Annotated in this window: 10 protein-coding genes and 1 pseudogene; 7 read left to right on the plus strand and 4 right to left on the minus strand. The window is 71.4% G+C overall.

Annotated elements, in window-relative coordinates; all coding sequences use genetic code 11:
- Positions 1-52: 52 nt before the first annotated feature.
- Entirely contained in the window at positions 53-5,926 is a 5,874-nt protein-coding gene (locus WMF45_RS12785; protein WP_437717186.1) for an AAA family ATPase, read from the minus strand.
- 488 nt (positions 5,927-6,414) lie between these two features.
- Positions 6,415-6,681, minus strand: a complete 267-nt coding sequence (locus WMF45_RS12790) for a hypothetical protein (protein ID WP_437717187.1) — start codon at positions 6,679-6,681, stop codon at positions 6,415-6,417.
- Between the two features lie 318 nt (positions 6,682-6,999).
- Here WMF45_RS12790 and WMF45_RS12795 point away from each other — a divergent pair, with 318 nt between their 5' ends.
- The 3 genes from WMF45_RS12795 to WMF45_RS12805 all read left to right on the plus strand — a co-directional run bounded on the left by WMF45_RS12795 (position 7,000) and on the right by WMF45_RS12805 (position 12,133).
- Positions 7,000-9,372 (plus strand): glycoside hydrolase family 9 protein, encoded by a 2,373-nt coding sequence (locus WMF45_RS12795; protein WP_437717188.1) that lies wholly within the window; start codon positions 7,000-7,002, stop codon positions 9,370-9,372.
- 75 nt (positions 9,373-9,447) lie between these two features.
- The gene (locus tag WMF45_RS12800) at positions 9,448-11,472 is read left to right on the plus strand and encodes a bifunctional serine/threonine-protein kinase/formylglycine-generating enzyme family protein (protein WP_437717189.1); all 2,025 of its coding nucleotides are present in this window, start codon (positions 9,448-9,450) and stop codon (positions 11,470-11,472) included.
- Between the two features lie 238 nt (positions 11,473-11,710).
- The gene (locus WMF45_RS12805) at positions 11,711-12,133 is read left to right on the plus strand and encodes a hypothetical protein (RefSeq protein ID WP_437717190.1); all 423 of its coding nucleotides are present in this window, start codon (positions 11,711-11,713) and stop codon (positions 12,131-12,133) included.
- Positions 12,134-12,186: 53 nt separating this feature from the next.
- On the opposite strand, the gene WMF45_RS12810 is transcribed toward WMF45_RS12805, so the two are convergent.
- On the minus strand, positions 12,187-12,792 hold the full coding sequence (locus tag WMF45_RS12810) for an ATP-dependent Clp protease proteolytic subunit (RefSeq protein ID WP_437717191.1): 606 nt from the start codon (positions 12,790-12,792) through the stop codon (positions 12,187-12,189).
- A gap of 123 nt (positions 12,793-12,915) precedes the next feature.
- On the opposite strand from WMF45_RS12810, the gene WMF45_RS12815 reads away from it, so the two are divergent.
- Together WMF45_RS12815 and WMF45_RS12820 are read left to right on the plus strand one after the other, a co-directional pair.
- Positions 12,916-13,836: a helix-turn-helix domain-containing protein gene (locus WMF45_RS12815; RefSeq protein ID WP_437717192.1), complete on the plus strand. Its 921-nt coding sequence runs from the start codon at positions 12,916-12,918 to the stop codon at positions 13,834-13,836.
- Positions 13,837-14,106: 270 nt separating this feature from the next.
- On the plus strand, positions 14,107-14,508 hold the full coding sequence (locus WMF45_RS12820) for a YciI family protein (RefSeq protein ID WP_437717193.1): 402 nt from the start codon (positions 14,107-14,109) through the stop codon (positions 14,506-14,508).
- Here the strand turns inward: WMF45_RS12820 and WMF45_RS12825 are convergent.
- Positions 14,444-14,689, minus strand: a pseudogene (locus WMF45_RS12825) (NAD(P)-binding domain-containing protein); the annotation flags it as partial. The gene WMF45_RS12820 and the pseudogene WMF45_RS12825 sit on opposite strands and share 65 nt — an antisense overlap.
- Positions 14,690-14,792: 103 nt before the next feature.
- On the opposite strand from WMF45_RS12825, the gene WMF45_RS12830 reads away from it, so the two are divergent.
- Positions 14,793-15,935, plus strand: a complete 1,143-nt coding sequence (locus WMF45_RS12830; protein WP_437717194.1) for a glycoside hydrolase family 16 protein — start codon at positions 14,793-14,795, stop codon at positions 15,933-15,935.
- 387 nt (positions 15,936-16,322) lie between these two features.
- The gene (locus tag WMF45_RS12835) at positions 16,323-17,801 is read left to right on the plus strand and encodes an FAD-dependent monooxygenase (RefSeq protein WP_437719531.1); all 1,479 of its coding nucleotides are present in this window, start codon (positions 16,323-16,325) and stop codon (positions 17,799-17,801) included.
- Positions 17,802-17,880 lie beyond the last annotated feature (79 nt).

A 17,880-nucleotide genomic window follows, 5' to 3' on the forward strand; every position in this document is an offset into this window, starting at 1 on the left:
AACGTAGCGCCAGCGTGAACCGGTCGCGACGACCTTCTAACTCATCCGCCCACTATGGTTTTTCGCCCGGGCGCGCTCGCCATGGCCGTCGTTCGGGCTGCGCGGTCGGAGGAGCTGTCGTGATGCCGTGCCGGAGCTGCGCCTGGAGCATACCGCGGAGCCGCTTGATCTGGAAGCTTCGCGCCACCGCGCGCACCTGCCCGCTCCACGCTCCGAGCTGCGGGTCGGCCTCCTCGAGCCGAACGAGCTCGTTCAGCACCTGGGAGATGAGCCCTCTGTCGGCCAGCTCGACGAGCCGAGCCAGCTCCTGGGCCGGCGGGGCGGGGAGCGTGCAGAGCTCCTCATCGGCCAGGGTGTGCATGGGCACGGCCGCGCTCTGCCCCGCTCGGCGCCGCCACTCGAGCTGGAGCGTGCCTCGGAGCAGCTCCAGAAACGCGCCGGCCTGTACCGGCTTGGACAGAAAATCGTCGCATCCCGCGCTCAGGCTCTTGTGCCGCTCGACCTCCGAGGTGCTGGCGGACGAGGCGATGATCGCGGTTCGGGCGAGCTCGGGCCTCTGCCGCAAGCGCCGTGTCGCCTCGTATCCGTCCATGCCCGGCATGGCCAGGTCCATCACGATGACGTCCGGCGTCCGGTCGAGGGCAAGCGCGAGCGCGCGCTCGCCGCCGTCGGCCTCCAGCAGCTCGAAGCCGAGCGGCTCCAGCAAGTCGCGCAGCAGCGCGCGGTTCTCGGCGTTGTCGTCCACCACGAGGATCGTGCGGCGCTCGCCCTCGTACCCGATGATCGCCTCCCACGACAGCCCCGCGCGCCCCTCGGGCGCGGTCGCCTCGAGCAGCCGGAGCGTCGCCGTGAAGACCGTGCCTCGGCCGAGCTGGCTATCGACCTCGATGCTGCCGCCCAGCCGCTCGATGAGCTTCTTCGTGATCGCCAGCCCCAGCCCCGTGCCCTCGGCGTGCCGCTTCTCGTCGCCGACCTGCTCGAAGGCCTCGAAGATGCGCTCGAGGTGCTCTGGGGCGATGCCGGGGCCTGTGTCCTCGATCTGGAAGCGCACCGTGCGCCATCGGTCCTCCGGCGGCTCCAGCACCTCGACGCGCAATGTCACCCCGCCCTGCTCGGTGAACTTGATGGCATTGCCCAGCAGGTTGAGCAGCACCTGCATCAGCCGCTTCTCGTCGGCGCGCACCACCAGCCGCTCGGGGCCGACACGCTCGTAAGCGAACGAGAGACCCTTCTCCTCGGCGCGCACCCGGCAGAGGTTGGCCACGGTCCGGAGGAGCGTGGGCAGATCGACGGCGGTCGGGCGGACGTCCATCTTGCCGGCCTCGATCTTGGCCAGATCGAGCACGTCATTGATGAGGCCGAGCAGGTGCGTGCCGGCGGTGTGGATGACGCGGGCCGCGTCGGCGGCTTTGGGGGGCAGGTCGGGCAGCCGGCCGAGCACCTGCGCATAGCCGAGGACGCTGTTGAGGGGTGTGCGCAGCTCGTGGCTCATGCTGGACAGGAACTCGCTCTTGGCGCGGCTGGCGAGGTCGGCCGCCTGCTTCGCGGCTGCCAGCTCGGCGGTGCGCTGCTCCACCTCGCGCGCCAGCCGCTCGCTGTAGGCCGAGAGCTCGGTGGAGAACGTGGCGTTCTCCACCGCCGTCGCCGCCAGCGCGCCGAGGAGCGTCACCAGCTCGACGCGCGCCTGGGGGAAGGCGTCCTCCACGCTCGGGTGCTCCAGGTACATCACCCCGGAGAGGCGCCCCTGGTGCACAAGCGGCACGGCGAGCACCGAGCCGGGCCGGCGGGCGAGCAGGTAGGGGTCCTCGTCGAAGCGGCTGTCGCACGCCGCCTGCCCGAGCACCACCGGCTCCTTGCCGCGCGCGACGTACTGCACAAGCGTCGCCGGCAGCCGCGTCGAGCCGGCGACGGGCTCGTTGAGCGCCAGCTCGACCTGCTGGGGATTGACGGTGAGCAGCGCCGCGATGACGAGCTCGCCGCCCTGCGTGAGGGCGAGCACGGCGCGCTCGGCGCCGGAGTACTCGGCGAGCAGGCGGAGCATGCGGGTGACGAGCGAGCCGAGGTTGCGGTCGCCGGAGAGCGCCTGCGCGGCGCGCAGCGCGGAGGCGATGTCCAGGTACGCGTGGAGCGCGCGGTCGGTGATGGTCATGCTCGTCGGCACGGGCGCCCCGTCCGGCGGCTCGTCCCCCGCGAGCGCCGGGCGGCCCGAAGCCGCGATGCTGTCCGGGTAGCGCTGGGCGAGCCGCGCGGCCGCCGCGCGTGCCCCCCAGCGCAGGTAGGCGTCGTGCGCGGCCGAGAGGTAGGCGCGGGCCAGGGCGCGGTGCCCGCGGGCGAGGCGGTGCTCGCCGGCCAGGCGCAGGCCGAGCGCCTCCGTGTTGACCCGATCCTGGTCGCGGGCCTGCTCGATGGCCTGGTCGTACAGCCGCCCGGCCTCCTCGTGCTCTTCCCGGGCGCGAGCGCGGCCCGCCTCCATCAGCAGGCGCACGGCCTCGAAGCTCTCGGGGCAGCCCTGGGCCCAGAGGGCGAGGCGCGCGCCGTGAAAGGCCAGCCGATCCTCGAGCAGCGCGCGCCGCTCGGCGGTGGCGGTGGGGAGGGCATGCGCTCCGGCGACGCAGAGCGCGAACGTCAGGGCGATGAGCATGGGCGTGCCCCACGAGACCTGCCACTCCGGCTCGACGACGAGGACCGCCTCGATCGCCCACGCGTCAGCGCCGAAATGGACCCCGGTCCACCCCGCCATGGCCATCGAGGCGGTCAGGAGCGCCATCGATTTCGCGTCCCGCGCGGGTCGCGCGATCTCCTCGAGCGCCTGCTCCAGGGCGCGCGCGGCCTGGGCCTGCGAGAGCGCGGCGGCCGAGCGGGCAAGGAGGTTCCGGAAGTCCATCGCCATCGGGTCGCGGTAGGCCATGCGGTCGAGGTCGCGCGTGACGCGATCGAGGTCATCTCCGGCGATCAGCTCGAACATCGCCCCCTGGATCTCGCTGAAGGCCTCGGCGACGAGGTCGCGCTCCTCGGCGGCGGTGCGCGCCGCGCGCGCGTACAGCTCCCTCATCTTCGGAGGCGGCGTCCAGTACATGGCGGCCACCGTGGCGTTGAAGCGCGCGGTGGCGCGCGCGACGTCGTACTGATCGACGAGCGCCAGCATCGGCTCGCTCAGCCGGCGCCCCAGGGGCAGCTTCCCCAGGAGGTAGGCCAGGAGCAACGCCGTGCACACGCAGCCCGCGAACGAGCTCTTCGTCAGCCCGTACCGCAGCGTCTCCAGCGCGAGCATCGGCGAGCAGCACCGGCTCAGCGAGGGCATCCAGAAGGAGGCGCAGGGCCCCAGCACCTCCAGGATCCTGCACCGCAGCGCGTGGGCGCGGTCGGTGCTCATCGGCAGCGCCTTCCAGTCCTCGACGGTCATGCGCTGCAGGGCGGGCTCGATCTCGGTGATGAGCGCGTCGAACAGCGCCCGCTGCTCCTCCTGGGTCGTCGGCAGCGGCCGCCCGAGCCACGCCATCGCCGAGAGGCCGAGCTCGATGCCCTGCGCGAAGCGGCCGGTGACATGAAGAAACACGATCAGGACGCCGGCCACGCGCGCGCGCTCGAGCGCGTCCCGCGATCGCTCCAGGCAGCGCTGAAAGAGCCGCTCCGCTTCGTCGACGCGCTCCGCGAGCCAGAGCGCCTCGGCCATGGCCAGGTGCACCTCGAAGGTCGTCTCCGGGGCCTCGGTCCACCCCTCGTCGCCCAGCTGCGACGCGGCCGTCCCGAGGAACGCCACGGCCTGCGCGTAGGCCGCGCTGGCCTTGGCCCGCTGCCCCGCGCGCAGGTTCTGCTCCGAGAGATCGCGCTTCTCCTGGGCGTCCGTCAGCCGCTCGGCGGCCCGGTTGCGGTGGTAGAGCGTCGCGAACAGCTCCCCATCGGCGCACGCGACGCCGTACCGAGCCCGCAGCGCTCGGCCGATCCACAGGTGCAGCGACAGCCGCTGCTCTGCCGTGAGCGCCTCGTAGGCGGCCTGCTGGACCCGGTCGTGCACGAAGGCATAGGCCTCGTGCCCCCGATCGGCCTCGTGCACCAGGAGCCCCTCGCGCGCCGCCTCGGCCAGGAGCGCGCTGACCGTCTCCGCCTCTTGCCCAACGAGGTGCGCCAAGAGCTCCGCGTCGAACCGGTCGCCGACGCACGCCGCCGTCTGCAGCGCCCGCTGCAGCTCGGGCGACAGCCGCTCCAGCCTGCGGGTCAGCAGCGCGACGACGTTGTCCGTGATCCCCGCCCGCTCGATCGCCTCGCGCTGCCATTGCCAACGCCCCGTCTCCGCGTCGCGCGAAAGCAGCTTCCGCTCGTGCAAGAGCTGCAGAGACTGCCCGACGAAGAACGGGCTGCCGTCCGTCTTGTCCTTGACCAGCCGCGAGAGCTCCTCCACCTCGGCCTCGGGCCGATCGAGCATGTCCGCGACCATCGCCGCGACCGCTTCCGCGCCGAGCGGCGAAAGCGCGATCCGTCCGGTCACGGCGCCCGGGGCCGCGGAGGCGGAGAGCAGCGCGTTCAACGGGTGCTCCGGGCTCACCGCCTCGTCCCGGTAGGCCCCCACCACGAGCAGGTGCTGGCCCGCGGGCTCGTTCAGAAGCTCGCCCAGGAGCGCCAGCGACGCCGCGTCCGCCCACTGCAGGTCATCGATGAACAGCACAAGCGGGTGCTCGCCCGTGGCCAGCGTCCGCACGAAGCGCAGCACCGTCGTCTGGAAGCGGAGCTTGGCCTCCATCGGCCCGAGCTCGACCAGCGGCCTCGGCTCGCCCAGGATGTGCACGAGCTCGGGCATGAGCTCGACGAGGATCTGCCCGTTCGGCCCCGCGGCTTCCTGGAAGGCCTGCCTCCAGCGCTCCAGCACCTCGGCCGGGTCCGCCAGCCGCCGCCGCACCACCGACCGCAGCGCCTGCGCCAGCGCCGCGTACGGCGTGCTGCGCTGCAGCTGGTCGAACTTGCCGGCGGCGAAGATCCCCCGCCGCGCGCGCACCTGGCCCTGCAGCGCCTGCACCAGCGCCGACTTGCCCACGCCCGACGGCCCTGCCACGAGCGCCAGGACCGTCGCGCCGCCGCACGCCTGGTCGAACAGCGCCGCGAGCGCGGCGCTCTCGCGCTCCCGACCGAACAGGCGCGACGGGGCTCGGACCCGATCGTCCCAGTCGCGCTTCGCCAGCGGAAACGGCGCCACGGTGCCCGTCTCGACCCAGGCCCGCGCGGCCCGCTCCAGATCCCAGGCCGCGCCGCTCGCCGTCTGGTAGCGGTCCTCGGGCCTCTTGGCCATCAGCTTGAGCACGATCCCGCTCACGGCCTCGGGGATGCTTCGCTCCGGCGCCCGCTCGTGCGGGGGCACCGGCGCCCGGGCGATGTGCGCGTGGATCAGCTCCAGCGCGTCGGCCGCGTCGAAGGGCAGCGCGCCGGTCAGCAGCTGGTAGAGCGTGGCGCCCAGCGCGTACAGGTCCGCCCGGGCGTCCGGCGCTCGGTTCATCCGGCCCGTCTGCTCGGGCGCCATGTACGCCAGCGTTCCGGAGACCGCCTCCGGCGACCTCTGCGCGGCGAGCTCGGGCGTCCACCGGGTCGCGAGCCCGAAGCCGATCAAGCAGGCGCGCGTCCGCTCGGCGTCGACCAGGACGTTATCCGGCTTGATGTCGCGGTGGAGGACGCCGCGCCGGTGCACCTCGCCCAGGCTGCGCGCAACCGCGGCGCCCAGGCGCAGCGCGCCCCCCACCGGCAGCGGGCCCTGGTCGAGCACGCGCGCCAGCGAGGTATCGACCCAGGGCTCCAGCACGAGGACCGGCTTCGCGAGCGCGCGCGGAGCCGGCGGCTCGCCGCAGGGAGCTCTCAGCATCGCTGGCGCGCTGCTCCTGGACTCGGCCGCTCGCGCGACGCACGTATCCGTGTGCAGGACCTCCCCCGTAACGTAGTCCATGTCGAATTCTCGACGATGCGATGGCGCTTGTCACTCGCTATCGTGAATGAGCTCGATCGCACGCGCCGGTGTCGAGGGTCGGGTCGGGAATGGCCGCGCCGCACAAGAGAGCTGGCCGGACAGAGCGAGTTTGCCAGCAGGGGTGGTGGGAGAAATACCCCACCCGGCCGGAACGATGAGCCGCCAAGCGCGCCAAGGACGCCGGGAAAAGCATAAAAATCCTGGCGTCTTATGGCGTCTTGCGTTGCGTTCTCGCCTCCAGCACGCGGCGAGGCATCACGCGGTGCCGGCCGGGACGCTGCCGGCCAGCACGAACCAGCGGTTCTCCCGGGCGAGCGCGTCGAGCTCGTCCACGAGGCGCGAGAGCGCCGCGTCTGGCACGATGAGGCCCGGCAGGTTGATGTCGGTGACCCTCGGGCCCTCGGGGCCGAGCCACCGCGCCCCCGCTCCGGGGCGGGGGCGCTCGCCGGCCTGCGCCCCGAGAGGGCTCAGGCCGTCTCGAGGAACTTGCGCACCTGGGACTCGATCGCGCTGCCGGGCACGATGAAGGGCTTGTCCGTGATGTCCACGGAGAAGCTCTGAGCTGCGACGGCATACGTCCCCTTCACGGTCCCCGCCGGCGTCGGGACCGAGAAGTCGCCCTTGCCCTCGTTGCCCGCGAACTTGCCGCCGGCCTTCTCGATCGCCGCCTTGGCCTTCGCGACGATGTCTTGAGAGGAACCGTTGAAGGGGACTGAGAAGCTGTGCTTTGCCATGTCGTCTCCTGAGGTGCTCGAGCGCCATCCTGGTACGGCGCGAGGTGCGCCGGAGGTTAGTGCGGCCCCGCCACGGGTACCAGCGCGAACTTGCTGGGCCCTCCGCGCGCGGCAGATCGCGCGGGATCGCTGCGCGCCGCAGGGCCGCGTGGGATGGCGGGTGATGGCAGCAGGCTGCGCGTCGCTGCCAGGCGAAGGTTGACGGGACGGCCGCCGCGGCGCCTCGAACCCGCGCGTCGGGAAGGATTGCGCTTGACAAGACGGACGGAATCGCCGCTTTCTATGCGCCGATTGCTCCCAGTCGTGAACCGAGGACTTATGAAGGACCTTTTTCTCAAGCAGTCGATCCTCCGCCGAGCGGGGCGGGTGTCCGCGCTCGCGCTCGCGCTCGGGCTGAGCGCTGGATGCGTGGTCACGCAGGGCCCCGGCGCGGGGGCCGCCCCTCCTGGCGGCGCGAGCCCCGGCGCGAACGGTGACGCGAGCGCCGCGGGGGGCTCCGCGCCCGCGCAGACCAACCTGCTCAAGGCATCCAACTTCGACGACAACAAGAGCCTGCCCTGGACCACCTCGTTCACCGCGCCTGGCGCGGGCAGCGCCGAGGTGAAGAAGGGGGCCTATTGCGTCACGGTGACGAACAAGGGGTCAAACAACTGGGACGCCCAGTTCCGCCACCGGGAGATGGTGATTCAGAAGGGGCACCGCTACACCCTTGAGTACAAGGCCTGGGCGTCCTCGCCCACGAAGGCGCGCCCGAAGGTCGGCATGTCGGGGCCGCCTTACGAGGAGTACTGGTCGGACACCGTGATCCTCGGGACCGAGCCCAAGACCTTCTCCGGCAAGTTCACGATGGGGAAGGCCGATGACGCCACGGCGGAGCTCGCGTTCCACATCGGCGGCGCCATGGCGTCGGCCAAGGAGCCGTTCGAGGTCTGCATCGACGACATCCGCCTGGACGACCCGCAGTTCAAGGCCGCGGCGCCCGTGACCGAGGCGACGGCGCCGAAGGTCGCCGTGAACCAGGTCGGGTATCTGCCCGGCACCATCAAGATCGCCACCGTGAACAGCGCGGCGACCGCGCCGGTCGCGTGGGAGCTGCTCGACGCCTCCGGCAAGTCGGTCGCCCACGGCCAGACCAAGGTCTTCGGAAAGGACGGCGCCTCGGGCGATCACGTCCACCTCGTCGACTTCACGGCCGTCAAGGCGCCTGGCCAGGGCTACGTGCTCAAGGTGGGCGAGGAGAAGAGCTTCCCGTTCGACATCGGAACGGGCCTTTACCAGAAGCTCAAGTACGACGCGCTCGCGTATTTCTACCACAACCGGAGCGGCATCGAGATCAAGATGCCGTTCGCCGGCAAGCCCGAGCTGGCGCGCCCGGCGGGGCACCTCCACGACAAGAGCACGCCCTGCCTGAAGGACAGCGGCTGCGACTATTCGCTCGACGCGTCCCGCGGCTGGTACGACGCCGGCGACCACGGCAAGTACGTCGTCAACGGCGGTATCTCGGTGTGGACGCTGCTCAACTGGTACGAGCGCACGAAGCACATCGGCGCCTCGAGCGCCGACTTCGCGGACGGCAAGCTCAACATCCCCGAGGGCAAGAACGGCGTGCCCGACATCCTCGACGAGGCGCGCTGGGAGCTCGAGTTCCTGATGGGCATGCAGGTGCCGGAAGGCAAGCCGCTCGCCGGCATGGTCCACCACAAGATGCACGACGAGTCGTGGACGGGCCTCGGCCTCGCGCCGCACGAGGACAAGCAGGCGCGCTTCCTCCACAAGCCGAGCACCGCGGCGACGCTCAACGTGGCGGCCACGGGGGCGCAGTGCGCGCGCATCTGGAAGACGGTGGACGCGGCGTTCTCGGCGAAGTGCCTGAAGGCCGCCGAGCGCGCCTGGGCGGCGGCGAAGCAGAACCCGGCCCTCTACGCGCCGCCCGGCGGCGACAAGGGCGGCGGGCCCTACGACGACAAGGACGCCAAGGACGAGTTCTACTGGGCCGCGGCGGAGCTCTTCGTCACGACGGGGAAGCCGGAATATAAGCAGTTCCTGCAGGCCTCGCCGCTCAACGCGCGGTTCCCGATGGAGATCTACTGGGGGGTCACGGACGGGCTCGGCCAGATCTCGATGGCGATCGTGCCCGGCCACGTGGACGCGGCGTGGCAGCAGCAGATCCGCGGCCGCATCGCGAAGGCGGCCGACCACTACCTCGCCATCGCGGACAAGGAGGGGTACCGGACGCTCGTCGCTCGGACGCCTGAAGGCAAGTACGACTGGGGCTCGAACTCGGCCGTGCTGAACAACATGCTCGTGGTGGCGCTCGCCCACGACTTCACCAAGCAGCCGAAGTACCTCGACGGCGTGGTGCTGGGCATGGACTACATCCTCGGGCGCAACCCGCTCGGGCAGTCGTACGTGACCGGCTACGGCGACAAGCCGCTCGAGAACCCGCACCACCGGTTCTGGGCGCACCAGGCGAACAGCAAGTACCCGAAGGCGCCGCCCGGCGCGGTCTCCGGCGGCCCGAACTCCTCGCTCCAGGATCCTTACGTCCAGAGCGCCGGCCTCAAGGGGTGCGTCGCGCAGCGGTGCTTCGTGGACAACATCGAGGCCTGGAGCGTGAACGAGATCACGATCAACTGGAACGCGCCGCTCGCGTGGGTGACCGGCTTCCTCGACGAGAAGGCGAAGCTGTAGCCGCCTTGGCCTGAGGGCTCCCGCCGCCCACGGTGCGGCCGCCGGCGCGCCGGTGGTACCATCCGCCTGGTCCTCGTGGAGCTCCGACCCGACGCCGTCATCGCGGACAAGCTGCACCTGCTGAGGCCTCTCGGGCAGGGCGGGATGGGCGTCGTGTGGGCGGCGCGGCACCTCGCCCTCGACACCGACGTCGCGGTGAAGTTCATCCGCCCCGAGCGGGCGGCGGAGCGTCCTGCCCTCGTCGCGCGCTTCCAGCGCGAGGCGAGGGCCACGGCGCGGATCGCGCACCCGCACGTGGTGCAGGTCATGGACTACGGCGTCGTCGACGGCGCCGTGCCGTACCTCGTGATGGAGCTCCTGCGCGGCTTCTCGCTGGCCGAGCTCCTCGAGCGCGGCGGCCGCCTCAGCTTCGCCACCGCGAGGTCGCTCGTGCGGCAGGTGGGGAGCGCGCTCGAGAGCGCCCACGAGCTCGGCATCGTGCACCGCGACATCAAGCCCCACAACGTCTTCATCACGGAGGGGGGCCAGGGATACCCGCTCTTCGTCAAGGTGCTCGACTTCGGCGTCGCGAAGGTGGCGGGCGACGCGGCGGTGCCGGCGGCGAACCCCGCGCTCACCGAGACAGGGATGGTGATCGGATCGGCGCCTTACATGAGCCCCGAGCAGCTCGAGGGGAGCAAGGACGTCGATCTCCGCTCCGATCTCTGGTCGCTCGGCGTCATCCTCTACGAGGCGCTGACCGGCGCGCTGCCGTTCCAGGGCAGCTCGTTCGTCGCCGTCGGCGCGGCGGTCCTGAAGGGGAGGTTCCGCCCCGCGAGCGAGCAGAGGAGAGGACTGCCGGCGTCGATCGACGACTGGTTCTCCAAGGCGCTCTCCGTCGATCCGACCTGCCGATTCCAGTCGGCGCGCGAGATGGTCGATGCGTTTCCGAGCCTGGAGGTCCGGACGGCGGGCGTCGACGCCCCCGCGGGCCGCCATCACCCGGCCGCGTTCGCCACGACCGTGGCCGCGCCGGTCGCCCTTCTGGGCGCGCCCGACGGCGCCGGCGAGCTCGCGAGAGAGCCTGTCACCTCAGGCACGCTCGCGAGCTCGAGCGCGCTCGCGGGCGACCCTGGGACGGCGGCCCCTGTCCCTGACACAGCGGCTGGCCACACCGTGCTCCACCAGCGCGCCGCGGAGCGGCCCGCGGCGCGGGGCCGCGGAGGCGGCGAGCCTGCGCGTGAGAGGCGCCTCCGCCGCGCCGCGCCGCTCGCCGCCGCCGCGTGCGCCGCGGGCGCGGGGGTGTACCTCTTCCTGCGCGAGCCGTGGGCCGGATCGGGCGGCTGCCCGGCCGGCATGGTGCTCGTCGAAGGCACCGAGTTCCAGATGGGCTCCGACGCGGACGCGGAGACGCCCAGCGACGAGACCCCGCGACATGGCGTGACCGTGGGTCGGTTCTGCCTCGACGTCACCGAGGTGACGGTGAAGGCCTACTCGGACTGCAAGGCCTGCGATCGCCCGCAGGAGACCGTCGAGTCGGAGGGGCTCACGCCCAGCGGCCGCTCCTTCTGGAGCCAGTTCTGCAACGGCCCCGAGGCGCTGGACCACCCCATCAACTGCGTCGATTGGTACCAGGCGAAGGCGTATTGCGCCGCCTCCGGCAAGCGGCTGCCCACCGAGGCGGAGTGGGAGCTCGCTGCGCGCGGCGAGGACGCTCGGACCTACCCCTGGGGCCACGCGCCTCCCTCGGGCGAGCGCCTCAACGCCTGCGGGCCCGAGTGCAGCCGGATGCTGACGGAGCGGCTCGAGAAGGTGGGGAAGGGGCCGTGGCCTCGCATGTACAACGACGGCGACGCGGCCCCGGCGACCGCCCCCGTCGGACGATCGCCGGCCGGGAAATCGCCCGTCGGCGCCCTGGACCTGGCCGGCAACGTCTGGGAGTGGACCGAGAGCCATTATTGCCCCTACGACAGGGACGATTGCGACGACTCCCGCCGTGTGCTCCGCGGCGGCGGGTGGGATACGGTCGAGAGCCAGTATGTGCGCTCCGCGCACCGCCGCCCGAGCGCTTCCACGGCGCGCGGCTGGAGCATCGGCTTCCGCTGCGCCAAGGCACCGTAGGTCCGCGGGTCGGAGCTCCCGGAAGCATGTCGACCTGAAGCTCGTCAGTTGAAGCTGGAGAGACTGAAGTTTCCTGACATCCACAGAAACGCTTGGACCTCCTGCCCGCCCAGGTTGGGCCGTGGCACACGCCGTCGAGCGCCTTCCGTTCCCGCGGGTGGAGCCTCATGACAGTCGAGTGGCCGCGCGGTGCGCCCGCGTCGCCGGCGACTGCGATCACGCGCGCGATGGAGGCAGCATGAAAACGAACCGGACTCGCCTGGGGATCTCTGCGCTCTTTGCCATGGCTTCCTTCGGGCTCGCGATCGCGGGCTTCGCCGACACGATGGAACGGCCGGAGGACGAGAGAGACGTGGACTGGAGGGCCTGCCAGCAGCTGCATGCCCGCGCCTCCGGCCAGGTGGAGCGTGTCCGGGCCGCTTACCAGGCATGTGCTTCCGACAACGATTGCGTCATGGTCGATACGAGCACCGAGTGCGGCGGCACTTGTGGCGAGGTGGTCAACCGGGCGGGCGTCCACCAGATGAGGCGCCTCATCGTCCACCTCGACGCGACCGTATGTCGCGAGCATCGGAGGATGGGCTGCCCCTACGGCACGCCTGCGTGCCTCGCGTCCAGGCCCGTCTGCGCCGCCGGTGCGTGCACGTTCGCCCCTCTGTAGGGGACGTCGCGCGACCCGGCGTCACCGCGCCGGCGCGGGCTGCCCGGGCGCGCTCAGACCTCCAGCGCGCTCTCGACGATGCGATGCACGAGGCCGTACTCCTGGGCCTCGCGCGCCGTCATCCACAGGTTGCGCTCGGTCTCCTGCGCGATCTTCGCGGGCGCCTGCCCCGTCGCCGCCGCGAAGATGCGGTTGAGCCGATCGCGCGCGGCCATGATCTGGGCCGCCTCGATCTCGATGTCCGAGGCGGGGCCGCGCACGCCGCCGAGCGGCTGGTGCAGGAGGAAGCGCGTGTTCGGGAGCGCGAACCGGTTCTCCCGCCGCGCGGCGACGAAGATCAGCGCGCCCGCGCTGGCGACCCAGCCGGTGCCGATCACCTTGACCTCGGGCCGGATGAAGCGAATCACGTCGTGGATCGTGTCCCCCGACTCCACGTGCCCGCCCGGGGAGTGGATCAGGATCCGGATGGGCTTTTCGCCGTCATCGCTCGCGAGGGCGAGGAGCTGCGCGGTGGTCGCCTGCGCCAGCTCGCTCGTGATCTCCCCGAAGATCAGGACGGTCCGGCTCCTCAGCAGGCTGCTCTGGATCTTGTCGGGCAGCGCGCGGGGGAGCGCTTCTTCGTTCGGCGTGGAATCCGGCGTGGAATCGAGGCGCGTCATGGCCCCGAGCTTCCGGCGGCCCTCGCCCGCGCGCCATGACCGCGAGGCGCGGAGTCATGCTCGCGCGTCTCGATCCACGAGCGAGCGCTGGACGAGCGGCCTCGGCGCGGGCAACCATGGGGCATGGCGGACGAGATGGAGCGGCTGCTTCCCCGCGGCGTGGTGGTCTCCCGGCATCGCGGCCACCCTGGCGCGCCCTGGCGCGCGGGCGCGGGCGCGGACGATCCGCCGAGCCTCCACGTCGTCGTGCAGGGCGCCTTTCGCCTCTCTCAGGACGGCGTGTGCGCGCTGGAGCTCGACGCCGGCGACGTCGTGCTCCTCGGGTTCGGCCCGCGCGGCGAGGGGCCCCGCGAGCAGAGCCTCCGCTGCGTCGCGCCGCCGCCCGGGCGCGCTCCCGCCGAGGCGGAGCTGATCTCGGCGACCTACGCCGCCGCGCCCCGCGGGGCGCTCGCCTCGCTCGCGCCCGTGGTCCACCTGCCTGCCGGCGAGGTGCGGCGCGCGCCGGGGCTCTCTGCGGTCGTGGGCCTGCTGCGCGCCGCGCTGGCGGAGGCTTCCCCGGGGCAGGCCCAGCTGGCGCGCTCCCTCCTCGATCCGCTGCTCGCCTACGCGCTGCACTGCCACGAGCATGCGCGCGAGGGGCGCGCGTCGCGCGCGCTCGACCGTCGCGGCGCGCGCGCCTACGACCGTCGCGTCGCGCGCGTGCTCCGGCTCATGCAGGAGAGGCCGGCCGAGCGCTGGAGCGTCGAGGCGCTCGCGAAGGCGGCGGGCCTCTCCCGCGCCGCCCTGGCGCGGCGGTTCCTCGCCGAGCTGGGGGTCCCGCCGCTCCGCTACCTCGCCGAGCTCCGCATGCAGCGGGCGGCCGAGCTGCTCGCCGAGGGCGACGGCTCGCTGGCCGCCGTGGCGGCCGAGGTCGGGTACGACTCGGAGTTCGCGTTCAGCCGCGCGTTCAAGCGGCACACGGGCGAGGCGCCGGGCGCGTTCCGCAGGCGCAGCCGCTCCGAGGGGGCCGCGTTTCGCCTGCCGCCGGTCCGCGCGGCGGCGTGACGTCGGCCGCGGCGATCCGGACGTCCCAGGCGTCGTCCTCGACATGCGGCGGCCGCGGCGCGACACGATGAGCACGGTACGGCGCTCTCGGCGTGGCAGGGCTGTTCCGGGGTGGGGGGCACGCCTTCCTCTCCCTCACGTCGTCTGCCGGCCGCCAAGAAACTTTTCTTTGAGTATCGTCCTCCGCGATGTCGAGAACGCCGCGTGGGTTCCGACTCCTCTGCGAACGCGCGCCCGATGCGGTGCGCGCACGCTGAAAGGGAGATGACGATGAAATACCTCCTGATGATGCACGTGCCGACCCGAGAGCCCTACGCGTTGATGAGCTGGCCGCCGAAGGACCTGCAGGCGCACCTCGCGTTCCTGAACAGCTTCAACCAGAAGCTCCGCGAGTCGGGCGAGCTCGTGGGGATCGAGGCGCTGACCGCGCCCGACCAGGCCAGGCTCGTGCGCGCCGGCAAGGACGGCAAGCCCATCACCGACGGCGTGTTCCCCGAGACCAAGGAGTTCCTCGCCGGCTTCTGGGTGGTGGACGTCGGGAGCCCCGAGCGCGCCTATGAGCTCGCCGCGGAGGCGTCCGCCGCGCCCGGGCTCGGCGGCGAGCCGCTCAACATGGCCATCGAGGTGCGGCAGGTGATGAGCGGGAGCGAGCTCCCCAGAGAGCTCCTGTGAGCTCACCCTCGCTCGGCGCGCTGAACGGGCCGCCGACCACGCTGAGCTTCGCGTACGCTCCCGCGGGCGAGGCGCCGACGTGCTTCACCGCGCCGCCCATGCGACCGAGGATCGGACGGAGCGGCTCCAGCACCGCGGCGTCTCCGCCGACGAGGAAGGTCAGGTTGCCCCTCTCGGCGTGTGGGCGAGAGCCGACTGCGGTGGCTCAACGCCAGCCGCGATCGTTGAGCGGATAGGAAGTCCAAGCGCCCGATGGGACGCTCATCCCGAAAGGAACAGTCTCGATGAAAAAGGATCGCGAAGGCCAGAGGATCGCTGCTTCGAACGAGGCGCCCCGCGGCGCGCGCTTCATCCACGCCGCGGGGGCGGCGCTCCTTGCGGTGCATGCGCTGGTGGGTTGCTCGAGCGAGCGCGACGTCCCTGCCGGCCATGGCGGCAGCGGCGCTGGCGAAGGGAGCGGCGGTGAGGGCGGCAGCGGCGAGGGCGGCAGCGGCACGGGCGGCGCGGGCGGCGGTGCTGGCGGAGAGGGCGGCGAGGGCGAGGGCGGCGGCGCTGGCGGTGCTGGCGGTGCTGGCGGCGAGGGCAGTGGCGCTGGCGGCGAGGGCGGCGGCGTCACGGTGTCGGCCGAGTTCTTCGACGACTTCAGCTACAGCGGCGTCGCCGACGACGGTCTCAAGAGCCGGTGGTGGGTACGGACGACCGACGGAGCGCCCGGGGTCGACGGCGCACAATGGCTCTCGTCCAATGTGTCGTTCATCGACGATCCCGATCTCGCCTCGAACAGGCTGCTGCGGCTCGAAGCGACCTCGCGTGGATCGGGAGCGAGCACCTCGCACGCGGAGATCCAGTCCAACGACGACAGGTTCCGCTTCGGGACCTACTCCGCCAGGGTGAGATTCCGCAACACGCCCCTGACCGGGACCCGGCACCTCGGCGACAAGCTGGTCGAGACGTTCTTCACGATCAGTCCATGGATCAACGACCCCGAGACCGATCCCAACTACTCGGAGCAGGATTTCGAGTACATGCCCAACGGCGGGTGGGGGCAGGGTGATACCAGCACGCTGTGGCTGACCTCGTGGGAGACGGCCACGCTCGAGAATACGCAGTCGAACCAGGTCGCGGGGGACCAGTCGGGCTGGAAGAGGCTCCTCCTCCAGGTCGACGCGTCCGGTATCCATTACTACATCGACGGCGCGCGGCTCTTCACGCACGACGCGACCTACGTCCCCGAGACGGACCAGCACCTCGACTTCAACCTGTGGTTCGACGAGCTCGCCGCCGGACAGACCGGCCCGCGGACGTACGCCGAGGACGTCGACTGGGTTTACTTCGCGAAGGACGTGCTCCTGTCGCAGGCCGAGGTGGACGCGCAGGTGGCCGGTTTCCGGGCGTCCTCGCGCGCCCTCGTGGACACCCTGCCGTAGACGATCGATCACGTTGGAGTCCCTGAGAAATCAACAGAAGGGAAGCGAAACCGCAAGGGGCGCGAGGGGCGCAACGCGCAGCGCGTCGAGGTCCGGTCGGACTCCACCCTTGTTTCCAAAGGCCTGAAAGAACGCGTGTACGACGGCGTCGATGGCGCGCTCGTCCTCGCTGCGGGTCATGGCAGGCCGGCCTCCCTCCAGGGGTCTTCCGAGATCACCTACGAACGCTCGACGATCGCAAAAATTCGGCGCGCCGCCGTGCGCGGCGAGGCGCGTGTGCAGCGAGGAAACGAGGGAGCTCCCCGCCCATCTCCAGCCCCAGCGTATACCAGACATGGGGGCTTGCCGGAAGCCCCCAGGCATGCCGCACCATGCTGCACCATGAAGATGCCGAAGCACGCCGTGGTGATCGCGGGTGGAGGTCCGACGGGGCTCATGTTGGCGGCCGAGCTGGCGCTGGCGCGGGTCGACGTCGCCGTCGTCGAGCGGCGCGAGAACCAGGACCTCGCCGGCTCGCGCGCGGGCGGTCTGCACGCACGCACGATCGAGGTCTTCGATCAGCGTGGCGTCGCGGAGCGCTTTCTCTCGCAGGGGCAGGTGATGCAGGTCGCTGGCTTCTCGTTCATCCCTCTCGACATCAGCGACTTCCCCGTTCGCCACAACCACGGGCTCGCGCTCCGCCAGAACAGGATCGAGCGCATCCTGGCCGACTGGGTCTCCGAGCTGCCGGTGAAGTTCTATCGCGGGCGTGACGTGACGGGGTTCGCGCAGGACGATACGGGCGTCGACGTCGAGCTGTCTGACGGCGCGACGCTACGAGCGAAGTATCTCGTCGGGTGCGACGGCGGTCGCAGCCTGGTCCGCAAGAGGGCGGGCATCGACTTCGCCGGATGGGACGCGTCGACGAGCTACCTGATCGCGGAGGTGGACATGGTGGACGAGCCCGCGTGGGGCGTCCGCCGCGGCGAAAAGGGCGTCAACGCGCTGGGTAAGCTGGAGGACGGAAAGCGTGTCGGTGTCGTGCTCGTGGAGCCGCACGTCGGCAAAGCTGACAAGCCGACGCTCCAGGACCTGCGCGATGCGCTCGTCGCGGTCTACGGCACCGACTTCGGTGTTCACAACCCGACCTGGCTATCCCGATTCAGCGACATGGCTCGGCAAGCGGCGTCCTACCGAGACAGGCGTGTCCTCCTGGCGGGCGACGCGGCGCACGTGCACGCGCCGGCAGGTGGACAGGGACTCAACATCGGCGTCCAGGACGCCGTGAACCTGGGATGGAAGCTCGCCCAGGTGGTGAGCGGCACATCGCCCGACAGCCTGCTCGATACCTATCACGCCGAGCGGCACCCCATCGCTGCCCGCGTGCTGCGCCTGACCATGGCACAAACAGCGCTCGGTCGCGGCGACGATCGAACGGAGGCCCTGCGCGAGACGGTGACCGAGCTGCTCAAGATGGACGAGCCTCGCAAGCGCTACGCCGCAATGATGTCTGGCCTCGACATTCGCTACGACCTCGGTGAAGGACACCCCCTGCTCGGACGTCGCATGCCCGATCTCGACCTGGTCACCGAGAGCGGACCGCTGCGAGTATTCACGCTGCTGCACGAGGCAAGACCGGTCCTGCTCAACCTCGGCGAGCCGGGGGCCTTCGACATCACTCCCTGGGCCGCTCGTGTTCGCCTGCTTGAAGCTCGCCCGGCTGGTGTGTGGGAGCTCCCGGTGCTCGGCGCGGTCCCTGCGCCGACTGCCGTCTTGATTCGACCCGACGGACACGTCGCGTGGGTCGGAGAAGGGACGGACCACGGCCTTCGCGACGCCCTCACCACCTGGTTCGGACCGCCCACCCGGCGGAGCGCCACGGCGTAGGGTGCCCCGGCAGCGAAGCGCACGAAAGCGCTCGACTTCGACAGTGAGCGGTACCACGAATCCAACGACGAGGAGCACA

The organism is Sorangium sp. So ce448, from assembly GCF_051520915.1.
GTDB classification, from domain to species: Bacteria; Myxococcota_A; Polyangia; order Polyangiales; family Polyangiaceae; genus Sorangium; species Sorangium cellulosum_B.